Below are 14,924 nucleotides of genomic sequence, written 5' to 3'. Positions count from 1 at the left end.
TAGCACTTCACTGACATATTGTCAATCGAAAAGACCAAAACTGCTCACGATCAGGCACTTTTCATCATACTTTCACACAAACAGGCATACTATAGCTTGACTTTTTCCGACATCAGTAGTATAATAAATACATAACTATGTACAGGAGAGTGTTTATTACATGAGCAGAGGAAACGGCTTTTTCAGCAATCTGAAAAAATCCACCAAGATAACCCTCGTTTCGTGCGGCTGTTTTATTGCACTTACAGCTGTTATTCTTACTTTTTTTGTTATTTTTCCAATAACTCCGTCGGAGAAGATGATATCCAGCTTCGGACGTGAGAGCATATACAAGCAGGATCCACAGAGTACAAGCCCTACTACAGCTGTTACCACTACAGCTACAAGCACTGTATCCAAGACAAAGCGTACAACTACAGTCACAAAGGTAAAGAAGTCAGAATACACCATAAGCTTTACCTCGGGCAATGGCTTCTTCAAGGGACAGAAGATCCCGTCAGGCGACTTCTCGGGACAGCTCAACACCTATACTCCCACTACTACAACTTCCGTTGTAAGCGGCTATGCAGGCGGTACAGGTGAACTCACCACATATCCTAACGGTGAAGGTACGACACTTGATCCGAACGGCGGTACAGGTACAGGAACCGAGAATCCCGTAACTCCTCCTGAGGGCGGCACAGGTACAGGCACTGAAAATCCTGTAACTCCACCTGATAACGGCGGCGCAGGCACAGGCGGTGAGACCGCGGCTCCCGCACCGGCAGACGGCGGAGCTGCTGCATCTGAATAAACACAAAAGGCGTGATGATATCACGCCTTTTTTAATGATGAATCACACATAAAAAAGCAGGCTTTGCCTGCTTTTTTCAAAATACTGCTTTTTTTATCATGTCCAGCTCGTCAAGTGAGATACAATTCGGGATATCCTCATATTTCATTATGGAGAGAAGCTCGTCTATCTCAGCCCAGCATACCTCAGAGACCTCAGATGACTGTAGCACAAGGTCTTCGATGTTGATATTCTCACGGCAGATGTAAACTGCCACGAGCTCGTTATCATGTATGCCGTCCTTGTTGAACTCAGCCTTTTTAAGTCCGATAAATTCAAGCTTGCTCCTGTCTATATCAAGTCCCAGTTCCTCATGTACCTCTTTCAGTGCAGTATAACGGAACTCGTCGCCCTGAGATACGTGTCCTGCCGCAGATACATCGTAACAGTCAGGATTGATATCCTTTTCATGAGCACGTTTCTGCAAAAGAACGAAAACTCCCATATCACGGCGCTTTATCATCCAAATATGTACTGTCGGGTGAAGATCGCCGTCCCTGTGGACAAGGCTTCTCGGCTTGCTGTCAGCAGTTATCCTTGCCTTATCATCGATAAGGTTGAGGAACTCATCGGAAATAAACTCAACGCTGATCTCAGGATTTTCCTCGGCAGCCTCTGAAAATACCGACTTTATTTCTTCGATAGTGCTGTTTTCTATATCCTCGTCAGAAATATAGACCTTGTAGGACACAGGAGCGCCCTTTTCGGCAATAGCTCCCGAAAGTGTGAATCTGTCTGTTATATCTGCCGTGCCAAGCTTTTTTGCAGCTTCCTCATAGAGCTTTTTCTCAGGGGCAAGTCTGCTCAGAAAAATTTCAACATCTTCCATAATCTTCTCCATTTTATCTATATTTCTCCCATAAAACGCCTTTATTCAGCGCTATACATTATATACCTTAGAATGGAAAAAGTCAAGACCTTTTGAAAAATTTAAATATTTCGGGTAAAAAAACAGCTCCCCGACAAATATCGGGGAGCTTACAGCGTCCCAAAGAGGAGTCGAACCTCCGGCCTACTGCTTAGGAGGCAGTCGCTCTATCCTACTGAGCTATTGGGACACATCACGTATAATATTTTACCACATTTAACTGCTCATTGCAAGTCTTATGATATAATTTTATATTTTTACAAACAATCAAGGTTCAATATTTAAAAATACGTGAATTTTTCTTACCGAATGTTGCATTTCAGCAAACTATATGCTATAATATTTTTGTCTGAAACTGAGGGAAGTACGGTGCAAATCCGTCGCAGCAGTCACTGCCGTATAGTCGGATCGCTCGTCAGACAATGGGTAATTACACGTTTTTGGACAGTGAAAAACGTTGCCAGAGAACTCCTCAGTATCGCTGTGGAGCTGTTTGCTGCGCTTTTTCGCAATGCGGAAAGGCTTTTTTATTGTCCCCGACATTATTTTAAGGAGTAGGTTTTTATGAAAAAAACTATCGCTATGGCAGCTGCTCTGCTTATCTCATGTTCAGCTGTCTGTATGACTTCATTCGCTGCTGACGAGACTAAGGTCTTTGTTACTGTTTCCAACGACAAAAAGGATCTTGTTCTCATTCAGGAGCCTATCACTGTTACCGATATCGACAGCGACGGCAAGCTCACTATCAACGACGCTCTCTATATCGCTCACGAGAATAAGTTCGAGGGCGGCGCAGCAGCAGGCTACAAGTCCTCTGTAGGACAGTGGGGACTCGGTCTTGACAAGCTCTGGGGCGTTGAAAACGGCGGCAGCTACGGCTACTACGTAAATGACAAGATGTCCATGGGACTTGCAGACGAAATAAAGGACGGCGACCAGATACAGGCTTTTATCTATCCCGATCCAAAGGACTATAACTACTATTACAGCTTCTTTAACGCTAAAAAGGGCGAGCCTGTTGCTGTTGACGCAGAAGTTCCGCTGACTCTAACATATTACACATTCGGTGCAAACGGCGATCTTGTTGAAAACAAGCTTGCAAACGCAAAGATAACCTTAAACGGCAAGGCAACTGACTTAGTTACCGATAACGACGGCAAGGTTACTGTAAAATTCTCAGAAGCAGGCTCTAATTACGTAAGCGCAGCTTCTGACAGTGTAAATATCGTTCCTCCTGTTTATATGGTCGAGGTCGATCCTGCACTGACTACTACAACAACTACAGCTCCCCTGACAACAACTACTAACTCTTCTACTACGACCACTACTACTGCAACAACTACAAAGACTACCACAAAGGCAACAACTAAAGCTTCAGGCAACTCTCCAAAGACAGGCGTAAAGGGTGCAGGACTGGCTGTATTCGGTCTTGCAGGCGCTGTTGCTACTGCTTTTGTTCTGAGAAGAAAGAATGAGGATTAAGGTACTCACAGGCTTTCTGTGCATTGTACTTACATTGGTTTTATCACTGGGCTGTGTCCCTATGGGAGCTCAGTGCAGCGAACATACCGCCGAGGAGGTCAGCGACCTTATCGGCGGTATCGTTGATTATAAGCTAAGTCAGTGCGGCGCAGGCAGCGTAGAAGAATGGCTCGGCAGTGAGATAGCCGAGGGTGCAGGCAAGACCTCTGACTGGTACGCTCTCGCCCTCAGTCAGTACGGGTATTCCGACCTTTCTGCCTATGAGCGCTCCCTCACGGACTATCTTTCAAGCAATAATGTACCCTCGGCAACTTCAAGAGAGAAATATGCTCTCGGACTGGCGGCGGCAGGCAGCGATAACAGCTATATCTCTGATATACTGGACAGCTCTATCGGCGAACAGGGCATGATGAGCTGGATATACGGACTTCATGTGCTCAACAACGGCTATACCTGCTCCCGTTTCACAGCAGATTCGGTTGTGGATAGTATACTCTCCATGCAGTACGGCGATGGCGGCTGGGCTCTTTTCGGAGACTTCGGCGATATCGACGTAACAGCAATGACTGTTCAGGCTCTTGCTCCCTATAATGACAGGAGCGATGTCTCTGAGGCTGTGGACAGGGCACTGGACTTCCTGTCGGCAAAGCAGAAGTCAAACGGCGGCTATGAGAGCTTCGGCACGCCAAATCCCGAGAGCACATCTCAGGTACTTGTTGCATTGTCGGCTCTGGGGATAGATTGCAGGTACGACGAGCGCTTTATCAAGGACGGTCACGACCTTATCGACGGCATTGCGGAATATCGCCTTGACGACGGCAGCTTCTGCCATACTAAGGGAGGCGGCAGCAATCCTACGGCTACGGTACAGGCTTTTTACTCGCTGATAGCTTTCCAGCGCATGACCGAGGGAAAGTCTCCCCTGCTTGTGCTGGATAACCGCAGAGTTCACGAAGCTCCACAGCGCAACACTGAGGGCGCACATCAGAAGCAGGAGCATAGTACGACTCAGACTGCGGCTGCTGCAGAAGCTAAATCCACGACTTCAAAGACAAGCACTGTAACAACAGCAAAAGCAGGCACAACTCTTGCTAAAACTACTGAAACAGGTGCTGAAACTGTTACTGTTTCAGGAACTGTACTGAATTCGGGGGCAAAAGTTACTTCAACAGCTTTGAATGCGCAGAGCAATAATGCTCCCAAGGGTAAGAACCACAAGCCGATGATAATTATTATTATAATCGGTGCAGTAGGGGTAATTTCGCTTGTTATTTTCATTTTCGGAAAGCGAAGCTGGAAGAACTATCTGTTCATCGTTCTTGTGGCAGGTGCGGCTATAGCTGTTGTACTTTTGCTGGATATACAGTCCGCCGAGGACTACTACAGCGGCGAGAAAAAAGTAAAAAAGAACATCGCAGGTACTGTAACTATGGAGATACGCTGTGACACTATCGCAGGCAAGGCCGAGCATATCCCTGCGGACGGCGTTATACTGCCGCCTACGGCTTTTGACTTTGAAAGCGGCGAGACAGTTTTCGATATTCTCACAGAAGCTGCACAGACCTACGGTATTCAAGTCGAAAACAAGGGCAGCGCTGGCAATGCTCACGGTATGGTCTACATAGCAGGCATAAACTATATTTACGAGTATGATTTCGGAGACCTGTCAGGCTGGGTGTATCATGTGAACGGCATTACTCCGTCAAGAGGATGCGGCGAATACGAGCTCTCCGACGGCGATAAAATAGAGTGGCTGTACACCTGCGAGATAGGCCACGACCTTAACGAGGTATATGAAAAATGAGAAGCTTTTCCGAATACAATCCAATAGTCATAGCCGTCTGGTTTCTAAGCGTAACGGGAATAGCTATGTTCTGCAATTATCCCCTGCTTATGGTCATATCTCTGGTGGGAGCTGTTGCATTCTTTGTCATGCGCAACGGTCTGTCCCACGGGAAAACTCATATATTCTTCTGGGTGCTGTTTCTGATACTGGCACTGGCTAATCCTCTTGTGTCACACAACGGAAAAACTGTACTCTTTGTCATGAACCACAATCCTGTAACCCTTGAAGCCACGCTGTATGGCTTAAATTCAGCTGCTATGATAATCGGAGTGCTGTACTGGCTTCGTTCATTTACACAGATAATGACAAGCGAGAAGCTTCTTTACATTACGGGAGCTCTCTCTCCGAAGCTGTCACTGGTGCTTTCAATGGCGCTTAGATTCGTACCGCTGTTCGGCAGGCAGTCTGCAAAAATAAACGCCGCACAGACTGCAATGGGACTTTACAGGGACGATAATATAATCGACGACATCAAGGGAAAGTCCCGTGTTTTCTCCGTTATGGTCACATGGGCGCTGGAAAACGGCATAATAACCGCCGACAGTATGGAGGCGAGAGGCTTCGGCACAGGCAGACGAACTCAGATGAGAAGATTCAGATTTGCGGCGGCTGATATCGCATTTTTGCTGACAGAACTCGGGCTTCTCGGTATTACCTGTGCAGCTGTAGGAACAAAGTCCCTCAGCTTTGTGTTCTATCCGTCCATAACAGCAAAAGCTCCCGATATGCTTGGAGTTCTTGGACTTATCTCATACGGGCTGATGATACTCATGCCCATGATACTTGAATTGGTGGTGAACCTTAAATGGAAATACTTGCGGTCAGCGGTCTGACCTTTACATATCCGCAGTGCGCAGAACCTGCTGTCAGCAATATATCCTTTTCTATTGAACGGGGCGAGTTCGCCGTACTGTGCGGAGCTACGGGCAGCGGCAAGTCTACTCTGCTGCGTATGCTGAAACGTGAGCTCACACCTCTCGGTGAGAAAAATGGCTCGGTAAGCTTCGGCGGTGTGGAGCTGTCACAGCTTCCCGACAGAAGATCTGCTTCTGCGATTGGATTTGTTATGCAGAAGCCCGAACAGCAGGTCGTCACTGACAAGGTCTGGCATGAGCTGGCTTTCGGACTGGAAAACCTCGGGACTTCGCCTGATGAGATATCCCGAAGAATAGCCGAAATGGCAAGCTACTTCGGTATCGGAGACTGGTACGACAGAGATGTTGCGGAGCTTTCGGGCGGACAAAAGCAGCTGCTGAATCTTGCTTCTATCCTCGTTATGCAGCCTGAACTTCTTATTCTCGACGAGCCGACTGCTCAGCTTGATCCGATAGCCGCAGCAGACTTCATTTCAACTCTCAGGCGGCTTTGCAGCGACCTGTCCATTACAATAATTATGGCAGAACACCGCCTTGAGGACGTTGTACCGCTTTGCGACAAACTTCTCGTTATGGATAAAGGTCAGCTGATAGCAAACAGTAAGCCCTCAGAGGTCATATCCGAACTGAAAGAACGTCCTGATATCCTCTGCGGTATGCCTGCGGCGGCTCGGCTTTACGCCGAGCTCAGCGGCAGCGGAAGCAGCCCGCTTACAGTCCGCGAGGGGCGTGACTTCATAGAAAAAGGCTACAATAATACTACTCGCGGACTGCCGCAGGCATTGTATGAACATTCGGACTCCGCGGCTATGGAGTTCAGCGATGTTTTCTTCCGCTATTCACGGGAGGGAAAAGATATACTTGACGGGCTCAGCTTCACTGTATACGAAAAGGAGATATTCTGTATCCTCGGCGGAAACGGCTCGGGAAAGACAACGGCACTCTCCGCAGCAGCAGGACTTCTAAAACCATACAGCGGCAGGATAAAGGTGTTCGGCAAGCGTCTCAAGGATTACAAGAACCGCTCACTCTATCGTGAGTGTCTTGCCATGCTGCCGCAGGACGTTCAGACAGTATTCCTAAAAAGCACGGTCCATCAGGAGCTCGATGAATGTCACGCTGATATAACCGAACTTCCCTACGATATCAGTCACCTTATGGATAAGCACCCCTATGACCTTTCAGGCGGCGAGCAGCAGCTCACGGCACTGGCAAAGGTGCTGGCTTCAAAGCCGAAATTGCTTCTTCTTGATGAGCCGACAAAAGGTCTGGACGCAGGAGCAAAGCTCAATATAATCGGTGTTCTCCGCAAACTGAAAGAAAAAGGTGTTACCGTAGTAATTGTTACTCACGATGTGGAATTTGCCGCTGTATGCGCAGACAGATGTGCTATGTTTTTCGGCGGCAGGATAGTCTCTACAGGGGAGCCCAATGAGTTTTTCAGCAGGAACAGCTTCTACACAACAGCCGTCAGCCGTATGACGCGCGGTTATTACGACAATGCCGTTACTATCGACGACGCAGTAAAGCTCTGCTCACTTAACGGCAGAAAGGAGAAGCCATGCTCCTGATACGAAACGAAAAGCTCAGAAATGCCGTAAGAATAGCTGTTCCCTTTTTTATAATACCCACGATATCTATACTTGGAGCACTGGTTTTTGACGGCAAAAGGCACATACTCATCGCTCTTGCAGTTGCTGTGCTTTCTCTGGTGCTGTTTGCGGCAGGCTTTGAGAAAAAGTCCACAGGTACTCGGCGCATGGTAATTGTTGCCGTAATGACGGCTCTCTGCTTTGCAGGACGCTTTATCCCCTTTTTAAAGCCCGTTGCAGCGCTGACTATAATCACTGGACTGTATCTCGGCGGCGAGGCAGGCTTTCTTGTGGGCTCGCTGTCGGCTGTTCTCTCCAATTTTTACTTCGGACAGGGACCGTGGACGGCTTTTCAGATGCTTGCATGGGGACTTATCGGTCTATTTGCATGTATGCTCTCAAAGCAGCTTCTCGGAAGCCGTATACTGCTGCTTTTATACGGAGCTCTTGCTGGTCTCGGGTACTCATTTTTCATGGATATCTGGACTGTTCTATGGTACAACGAAGAATTCAGCATAAAGCTCTACGCCGCTGCTCTTGTATCGGCAATCCCCTACACCGTGTCATATGCAGTGTCCAACGTGCTGTTCCTGTATCTGCTCGCGCCGCCTTTCGGCGAGAAGCTCCGACGCATTAAGGTCAAATACGGAGTTTAAACAGCTCTATATTTCAAAAAGGATAGATCAATGTAAGTATTATCTATATGCTCATATCTGCAAACTCCTACTGATTTTTATTTGTTTTTGCAGCAGCTTTTTCTCTATCGTATTGACAAAAACGCCTGTTTGGGGTATAATCAAGAATTGATAATATATATCGAAAGAATGATGAATATGAAAAAAATCGTTTCTATACAGGATATTTCCTGCTTCGGAAAATGCTCCCTTACAGTTGCTCTGCCTATAATTTCAGCTATGGGTATCGAAACTGCGGTAATACCAACGGCTGTGCTGTCTACTCACACGGGAGAGGGCTTCAAGAACTATACATTCCGTGACCTTACCAGCGACATACCTGCCATTGCAAGGCACTGGAAGAGCATGGACCTCAAGTTCGACGCGCTGTACACAGGATATCTCGGCTCTATGGAGCAGGTGCAGATAGTTTCGGACTTCTTTGACGATTTCAGCACTAAGGACAACTATATAATCGTCGATCCTGTACTCGGTGACGCAGGAAAGCTCTATGCAGGCTTTACTCAGGAGTTCGTTTCTGAGATGAAAAAGCTCTGCGCAAAGGCTGATTTCATTATGCCGAATATGACCGAGGTAGCTTTTCTCCTCGGTATCCCCTACACCGAGACCTACGATGAAGCATACGTCAGGGACGTTCTCCGCAGACTTGCTTCTCTCGGCTGCAAGGTGCCTGTTATTACGGGAGTTCACTTTGACGACAAGCAGCAGGGCGCTGCCGCATATGACTCGGCTAACGATAAGTATTACTTCTCCTTTGACAAGAACGTGAATATGCGTTTTCACGGTACGGGAGACATTTTCAGCAGCGTTTTCTCGGGAGCCTGCGCTCTCGGCATGGATATACAGCAATGTCTCGATATCGCAGTTAAATTCACCCTTGACTGCATTGAAGCTACTGTTCCCAATATGCAGGAAACATGGTACGGAAGCTGCTTCGAGCTATGTCTCGGAAAACTGATAGAATACGTAAATAAATGATTATATGAGAGCAGCTTCGGCTGCTTTTTCTTTTTATTCCAGTTATTCCCTGTGATTACCTTGTACAGAAACGGCAATAATATCCTCGTAATCTTTTACGGAGGATATGGCTCATGGCATACAACAAAGTCGTTATCGCAGGGATAAACACCTCGGAGCTGACAGTGCTCAAGGAAGAGGAAAAAATAGCCCTGCTTAAAGAAATAAGAGCTACGGGCAGCAAGGCTGCACGGGACAAGCTCATAAACGGTAATCTCAGGCTTGTACTCAGCGTGATACAGCGCTTCACAGGGCGGGGCGAGGACATCGACGACCTTTTTCAGATTGGCGTTATCGGGCTTATAAAAGCTATCAACAACTTTGACCTTTCAAAGGAAGTCCGCTTCTCCACTTACTGCGTACCAATGATAAGCGGAGAGCTTCGCCGCTATCTCCGCGACAGTAGTCACGTTAAGGTGAGCCGCTCCCTCCGTGACCTTGCCTACAAGGCTATACAGGCTAAGGAACGGCTGACCATAAAGCTCCAGCGCGAGCCCAAAATGGAGGAAATCGCCGAGGAGATAGGAGAAAAGCGTTCAGATGTGGTAATAGCGCTGGAAAGCATAAGTGATCCCGTATCGCTATATGAGCCTGTTTATTCCGACTCAGAGGACAATCTCTACATCATGGATCAGATAAGCGACATGAACGACGTTGAGAGCCGCATGGACGAGCTAACTATCCGCGACGCTATCCATGACCTCGGTGAACGGGAGCGCAATATCCTGTATCTGCGTTTCTTCCGCGGCAAAACACAGGTTGAGGTGGCTGGCGAGATAGGCATATCGCAGGCGCAGGTCTCACGCCTTGAAAAAAACGCCATTGAACGCATAAAAAACAGCGTATGAACTCCGCTCTCCTTCGGGAGAGTTTTTTGTTATATTCTGACATTTTTCTATTGATTTCGAGAGGATTATAGTGTATAATTAAATATATCAGTTTTATAGAGAAGAATCCAAAAAGTCATTATATTAGAGTTTGAGGTCTGAGAGTATGAAAAAACTTTTCAAAGCCGCAGCCTTGTGCTGCGCAGTTACGCTCTCCGCCTGTTCAAGCAGAAAAACCAACTCTGTTACGCCTCCCGACGGCAGGCTGGATAAGTGCAGCCTGCGCTTTTCGTGGTGGGGCAGCGATGACAGACACAAAGCAACTCTGGACGCTATCGGCCTCTGGAACAAGAAGCACCCCGATATCACCATAACCCCCGAATACGGCGGCTGGGACGGGTGGACGGAAAAGGTCTCCGCACAGATGAGAAGCGGCACAGAGCCCGACATCATGCAGATAAACTACGACTGGCTCATTTCCATGTCCGAGAACGGAAGCAGATTCTATGACCTTGACAGTCTTGACAGCTTTCTTGACCTGTCAGGCTATGATGATGAGATACTGTCATTCGGACGAATCGACGGCAGACTAAGTGCCCTTACCGTATCAGTAAGCGGAAGAAGTCTGTTCTACAATTCCGAGGTGTTCGGCTCTCTGGGAGCTGAGTACCCTAAAACGTGGACAGAGCTTACAGCCCTTGGAAAGAGCTTCGGAGTGGAAGGTCTCTATCCTCTTGACCTTGATATCCAGTCAGGAGGAACTGCGTGGTATCTTGCGGTAGTGTATGTTCAGCAGAAAACAGGCAAGGAGTTCATAACCCATGACGGAAAGCTTGGCTTTACCGTCGATGACATCAGTGACGCACTCAAATTTTATAAAAGCCTTGAAGACAGCCATGTTATCAGAACTGTCCGAGCACGTACCGATGAGGACGGAAATGCCGCCCTTTATCAGTCCTCCGAGTTCATTGACGGCAGAGTGGCAGGCGTTCTCGAATGGGGCAGCGCAGTTGGAAAATACGAATCAGTTCTCCCCGAGGGCGTTCTGGAGGCAGGTCCCCTTCTTGCCGACGAAAGCGGCAATACAGGGGGCTGGCTCATAAAGCCTACCCTGCTTTACGCTGTTTCGGGCAATACAAAATATCCCGACGAAGCCGCAGCATTCATCGACTTTCTTGTAAACGATGAAGAATGTGCTGAGCTTCTCGGCACTACACGCGGCATTCCTGCTTCAAAAAAAGCAGCGTCAGCTCTCGAAAAGAGCGGCAAGCTGTCAGGACTTGCAAAGGAATGCAGTGATATCCTTGCGGCTGCCGATACTGTCACCATAAGCCCCTATATGGAGTTGCCGCGCATGAAGGATTTTTACAATACCGCCATTGAATCAGTATCCTACGGCACTGCCGACGCGGATACTGCTGCCCGTCAGATGTACGGCTCTATCACCGACTATCTGGAGAAGATAAGAAAATGAATACCCGAAAATACCGCAATCCCGTGGGCGTCAGCAAGTACACAGGTCTCGCGCTTATATCGCCGTTTATTATCGGCGCTGTGCTGTTCATAGTCTATCCTTTTATTTGCTCATTTGTTGTCGGACTTACCGACAGCGGCAGCTTCGTTGGCTTTGAAAATTTCCGCGAAATGCTCAGCAGCAAGGACTTCGGACAGGCGGCAGGCGTTACTCTGAAATACGCACTGATACTCGTTCCACTGAAGCTCATAGTGTCACTATTGGTCGCTTTGCTCCTCAATATAGAGCTGAAGCACATAGGCATATTCCGCACTGCATTTTACATACCGTCTATATTGGGAGCAAACCTTGCCGTAATAATCATGTGGCAGTATCTCTTCACCGCGGACGGTCTTGTAAATCAGCTTCTTGAAGCTGTAGGGCTCTCCCCTGTTAGCTGGTACGGAGAACCAAACGCAGCCATATTCATAATAGTTCTGCTTAGGCTGTGGGAATTCGGCTCGACTATGGTCATATTTCTTGCGGCTCTCCGCGATATTCCCCGTGAGTTCTATGACGCTGCAAAAGTTGACGGCTGCGGACGGGTAAGAGCATTTTTCGCTGTGACTCTCCCACAGATAAAGAATGTAATTTTCGTCAACCTCATATTGCAGACTATCGCGGCTATGCAGGAGTTCAACGCACCGTATATGCTCACAGGCGGCGGTCCTATGGGAAAAACCAGAACTATCGGTATGCTCATATACGAGGAGATGTTCACCTTCGGCAGCGAGGGTATGGCAAATGCGGTATCATGGGTGCTTTTCGTTATAATCGCCGCAGTTGTGGCTCTCATGTATAAGCTTACTGGCAAAGCAAGGAGGGACGCATAGTGAAAAAGCTGTTTCTCTATCTGCTTCTGACAGCTGTGGGAGCTGTAATGCTCTATCCCCTGCTCTGGCTTGTAGGAGCTTCTTTCAAGACCAATGAAGAGATATTCTCCTCAATATGGTTCATGCCGAAAAGCTTCTGCACGGACTCCTACAAAAATGCGTGGGAGACCGTTACTCCATACAACATGGGGCACTATTTTCTCAATACCTTTGCAATTATAATCCCAAAGACCGTTTTCGCCGTCGCTTCCTCGGTGACAGTTGCATACGGCTTTGCAAGATTTGATTTCCCGTTTAAAAAGTTCTTTTTCGCTCTGCTTATATGCGGTATGCTTATGCCCTCTATCGTGACTGTCATGCCGCGGTATTTCATGTGGAGCAAGCTTGGACTTCTTGATACATATATACCGCTTACGCTCCCCTCGCTGTTTGCCGAGGAGGGAATGTTCGTATTCATACTGGTGCAGTTTTTCAAAGGCGTACCCCGTGAATTCGACGAAGCGGCAAGGATAGACGGCTGCGGAACGCTTAAAACGCTGTTTTTTGTGCTTCTGCCATGCATAAGACCTGCCGTCATATCCATAGCGGTATTCACATTTTTATGGACCATGAACGATTTCCTTGAACCGCTGATAATGATACAGTCAGTGGAAAAATATCCTCTGTCTCTTGCTCTGAGACTGTCCGTGGACAGCACGGGACAGGGCTATGAGCAGCGCAAGGTCATTGCAATGTCTGTCATTGGTCTTATCCCCTCTATAGCAGTGTTCGCACTTGCTCAGAAAAAATTTGTCAGCGGTATCACCGCAGGAGGTCTCACAGGATGACTAAAGCTGAAAGCATCGTTTCAAAATATATCGATAATCTCATAATCCCCTCAGATCCTCTTTCTCCGAAATGGAACAAGGAGAACGAGCTTCTGGACAAGGCTCCGAAATGGAACTATATCGACAACTGCATGATAACAGCCGTCCTTATGATGTATGAGCTTACAAATGATGAGGATCTTCTGGAATATTCCATAAGGTTCATAAATACCTATGTTGCCGAGGACGGCAATATCCCCACTCTTAACTATGCCGACTATAACCTTGACAATATAAACGGCGCAAAAAATCTGTTCAAACTCTGGCGCATAACCGACGAAGAACGCTACAGACTTGGCTTTGAACGCTTCTGGACGGAACAGCTCGTGCGTCAGCCACGACTTGACTGCGGAAGCTTCTGGCACAAGAGCATTTACCCCGACCAGATATGGCTGGACGGCTCATACATGGCTCTGCCGTTTCTCATAGAATACGGCATTCTCCATAAGTCACGGGGTATAATCGACGACGCTATCCGTCAGCTATGGGATATGCGAAGGATACTCCGCGATCCTGATACAGGACTGTTCCATCACGGCTACGACGACACCAACACAATGTGCTGGGCAGACAGGATAACGGGACTTTCTCAGGAATTCTGGCTCCGCTCAAACGGCTGGATGTGCGCGGCTCTTGCCGACAGCTGTGAACTGCTCCCCCAAAATGAGCTCCTCAAAAGAGAACTGTCAGAGATACTTACCGCTCTCGCAAAATACTGCATGGAGGACGGTATGCTTTTACAGCTGCCGACACGCTCCGAGCTGGAAAACAACTATCCCGAGACCAGCGGCTCACTGCTCTTTGCCTACTCTGCTCTGAAAGCAGCCCGTCTCGGCATATGCGGAGACGATATGCGTAAGGCAGGTCAGTGCACATTCGATACCGTCACCGAGAAATACATTGACGACAGCGGTGACGTACCCGTGCTTAAAAACATCTGCCTTGTGGGCGGTCTTGGCGGCGAGAATGACCGTGACGGCTCCGCGGAATACTATCTCAGTGAAAAAATAGTAGAAAACGATGCAAAGGGCATAGCTCCCTATATAATGGCATATACAGAAATGAAAAAGCTGTCCTGATTATACTCTGCGGACAGAAAAATATGTCGAAATACTGCGGTTTATACTTGAAAAGTTCACACTTTTATGTTATAATATTTGCTGTAGGGATTACTACAAATATTATGTGAAAGGGGGAGCTCGTTTTGAATGTACTGTTCTGGGCAATAGCCGTTATCGCTTTCGTTATAGCCGAGGTCGTTACCGTGCAGCTGGTGTCTATCTGGTTCGCGGCAGGCTCTTTTATAACGATGATAGCCTGCTATTTCTATGACCTGTCTACTATGGAGCAGCTGGGATTGTTCATAGTCTCGTCAGTGCTGTTCCTGCTGGTAAGCCTGCCGTTCATCAAGCGGCGAAAACAGCAGATAAAGGTCGCAACAAATGCCGAGCTTGACGTTGGCAAACACGCCACTGTCATCGAGGCCATCGACGCAGACAAGGGTACGGGGCGAGTCACTTTAAACGGGGTAAACTGGAGTGCCGTTCCCGAAAACGAGAACGAAATAATACCCGAGGGTACTGTCGTTATCGTAAAAAAAGTAATGGGCGCCAAGCTTTTGGTGACACCTGAAAACTGAATCTGCAATATTATTTCACAACATTATCGGAGGTAAATC

At 47.7% G+C, this 14,924-nt stretch carries 14 protein-coding genes, 1 tRNA gene and 1 riboswitch; of the genes, 13 read left to right on the top strand and 2 right to left on the bottom strand.

Annotation, left to right across the window (positions count from 1 at the left end):
• Positions 1-160: 160 nt before the first annotated feature.
• Positions 161-793, top strand: coding sequence for a hypothetical protein (locus tag T497_RS0106075; protein WP_028514844.1), 633 nt, complete (start codon positions 161-163; stop codon positions 791-793).
• A 76-nt stretch (positions 794-869) separates the two neighbouring features.
• Here T497_RS0106075 and T497_RS0106070 read toward each other — a convergent pair whose 3' ends face one another.
• Positions 870-1,661 carry an NUDIX hydrolase gene (locus tag T497_RS0106070; RefSeq protein WP_242839979.1) on the bottom strand — a complete coding sequence of 264 codons (792 nt, stop codon included), beginning with the start codon at positions 1,659-1,661 and terminating at the stop codon, positions 870-872.
• Between the two features lie 155 nt (positions 1,662-1,816).
• Positions 1,817-1,890, bottom strand: a tRNA-Arg gene (locus T497_RS0106065).
• A 156-nt stretch (positions 1,891-2,046) separates the two neighbouring features.
• A riboswitch (adenosylcobalamin-variant (AdoCbl-variant) riboswitch) is annotated at positions 2,047-2,122 on the top strand.
• Positions 2,123-2,264: 142 nt separating this feature from the next.
• On the opposite strand from T497_RS0106065, the gene T497_RS0106060 reads away from it, so the two are divergent.
• The 12 genes from T497_RS0106060 (at position 2,265) to T497_RS0106005 (ending at position 14,885) form a co-directional block, all read left to right on the top strand.
• Entirely contained in the window at positions 2,265-3,182 is a 918-nt protein-coding gene (locus tag T497_RS0106060) for an NPXTG-anchored protein (protein WP_028514842.1), read from the top strand.
• Entirely contained in the window at positions 3,172-4,986 is a 1,815-nt protein-coding gene (locus tag T497_RS16045; RefSeq protein WP_037324525.1) for a DUF4430 domain-containing protein, read from the top strand. Before T497_RS0106060 ends, T497_RS16045 begins: the two co-directional genes overlap by 11 nt.
• Complete coding sequence (locus T497_RS0106050) at positions 4,983-5,861, top strand: energy-coupling factor transporter transmembrane component T (RefSeq protein WP_028514840.1); 879 nt, start codon at positions 4,983-4,985, stop codon at positions 5,859-5,861. Before T497_RS16045 ends, T497_RS0106050 begins: the two co-directional genes overlap by 4 nt.
• Positions 5,834-7,474 (top strand): ABC transporter ATP-binding protein, encoded by a 1,641-nt coding sequence (locus T497_RS0106045; protein ID WP_028514839.1) that lies wholly within the window; start codon positions 5,834-5,836, stop codon positions 7,472-7,474. The genes T497_RS0106050 and T497_RS0106045 overlap by 28 nt, the downstream gene beginning before the upstream one ends.
• Positions 7,465-8,151 (top strand): ECF transporter S component, encoded by a 687-nt coding sequence (locus T497_RS0106040; protein WP_037324524.1) that lies wholly within the window; start codon positions 7,465-7,467, stop codon positions 8,149-8,151. Before T497_RS0106045 ends, T497_RS0106040 begins: the two co-directional genes overlap by 10 nt.
• Before the next feature lie 177 nt (positions 8,152-8,328).
• On the top strand, positions 8,329-9,168 hold the full coding sequence (locus T497_RS0106035) for a pyridoxamine kinase (RefSeq protein ID WP_051530556.1): 840 nt from the start codon (positions 8,329-8,331) through the stop codon (positions 9,166-9,168).
• Between the two features lie 113 nt (positions 9,169-9,281).
• Positions 9,282-10,055: a SigB/SigF/SigG family RNA polymerase sigma factor gene (locus tag T497_RS0106030; protein ID WP_028514836.1), complete on the top strand. Its 774-nt coding sequence runs from the start codon at positions 9,282-9,284 to the stop codon at positions 10,053-10,055.
• Positions 10,056-10,200: 145 nt separating this feature from the next.
• A complete protein-coding gene (locus tag T497_RS0106025; RefSeq protein WP_028514835.1) occupies positions 10,201-11,508 on the top strand; it encodes an ABC transporter substrate-binding protein in 1,308 nt (435 codons plus the stop codon).
• A complete protein-coding gene (locus tag T497_RS0106020) occupies positions 11,505-12,380 on the top strand; it encodes a carbohydrate ABC transporter permease (RefSeq protein WP_028514834.1) in 876 nt (291 codons plus the stop codon). Before T497_RS0106025 ends, T497_RS0106020 begins: the two co-directional genes overlap by 4 nt.
• A complete protein-coding gene (locus T497_RS0106015) occupies positions 12,380-13,207 on the top strand; it encodes a carbohydrate ABC transporter permease (protein ID WP_028514833.1) in 828 nt (275 codons plus the stop codon). The genes T497_RS0106020 and T497_RS0106015 overlap by 1 nt, the downstream gene beginning before the upstream one ends.
• Positions 13,204-14,325 (top strand): glycoside hydrolase family 88/105 protein, encoded by a 1,122-nt coding sequence (locus tag T497_RS0106010; protein ID WP_028514832.1) that lies wholly within the window; start codon positions 13,204-13,206, stop codon positions 14,323-14,325. The genes T497_RS0106015 and T497_RS0106010 overlap by 4 nt, the downstream gene beginning before the upstream one ends.
• A 125-nt stretch (positions 14,326-14,450) precedes the next feature.
• Entirely contained in the window at positions 14,451-14,885 is a 435-nt protein-coding gene (locus tag T497_RS0106005) for an NfeD family protein (protein ID WP_028514831.1), read from the top strand.
• The last annotated feature ends 39 nt before the right edge of the window (positions 14,886-14,924 follow it).

The sequence above is a fragment of the Ruminococcus flavefaciens MA2007 genome, assembly GCF_000621845.1.
Lineage (GTDB): Bacteria > Bacillota > Clostridia > Oscillospirales > Ruminococcaceae > Ruminococcus > Ruminococcus flavefaciens_E.
Note: the sequence above shows the minus strand (reverse complement) of the source record. Positions and strands in the feature narration are given on the sequence as shown.

What these genes read in the sequence shown, in the direction of transcription:
- T497_RS0106030 (WP_028514836.1), top strand. Translation starts at nt 9,282, where the DNA reads ATGGCATACAACAAAGTCGTTATCGCAGGGATAAACACCTCGGAGCTG.
- T497_RS0106025 (WP_028514835.1), top strand. Translation starts at nt 10,201, where the DNA reads ATGAAAAAACTTTTCAAAGCCGCAGCCTTGTGCTGCGCAGTTACGCTC.
- T497_RS0106070 (WP_242839979.1), bottom strand. Translation starts at nt 1,661, where the DNA reads ATGGAAGATGTTGAAATTTTTCTGAGCAGACTTGCCCCTGAGAAAAAG.
- T497_RS0106060 (WP_028514842.1), top strand. Translation starts at nt 2,265, where the DNA reads ATGAAAAAAACTATCGCTATGGCAGCTGCTCTGCTTATCTCATGTTCA.
- T497_RS16045 (WP_037324525.1), top strand. Translation starts at nt 3,172, where the DNA reads ATGAGGATTAAGGTACTCACAGGCTTTCTGTGCATTGTACTTACATTG.
- T497_RS0106035 (WP_051530556.1), top strand. Translation starts at nt 8,329, where the DNA reads ATGAAAAAAATCGTTTCTATACAGGATATTTCCTGCTTCGGAAAATGC.
- T497_RS0106045 (WP_028514839.1), top strand. Translation starts at nt 5,834, where the DNA reads ATGGAAATACTTGCGGTCAGCGGTCTGACCTTTACATATCCGCAGTGC.
- T497_RS0106050 (WP_028514840.1), top strand. Translation starts at nt 4,983, where the DNA reads ATGAGAAGCTTTTCCGAATACAATCCAATAGTCATAGCCGTCTGGTTT.
- T497_RS0106040 (WP_037324524.1), top strand. Translation starts at nt 7,465, where the DNA reads ATGCTCCTGATACGAAACGAAAAGCTCAGAAATGCCGTAAGAATAGCT.
- T497_RS0106075 (WP_028514844.1), top strand. Translation starts at nt 161, where the DNA reads ATGAGCAGAGGAAACGGCTTTTTCAGCAATCTGAAAAAATCCACCAAG.
- T497_RS0106020 (WP_028514834.1), top strand. Translation starts at nt 11,505, where the DNA reads ATGAATACCCGAAAATACCGCAATCCCGTGGGCGTCAGCAAGTACACA.
- T497_RS0106010 (WP_028514832.1), top strand. Translation starts at nt 13,204, where the DNA reads ATGACTAAAGCTGAAAGCATCGTTTCAAAATATATCGATAATCTCATA.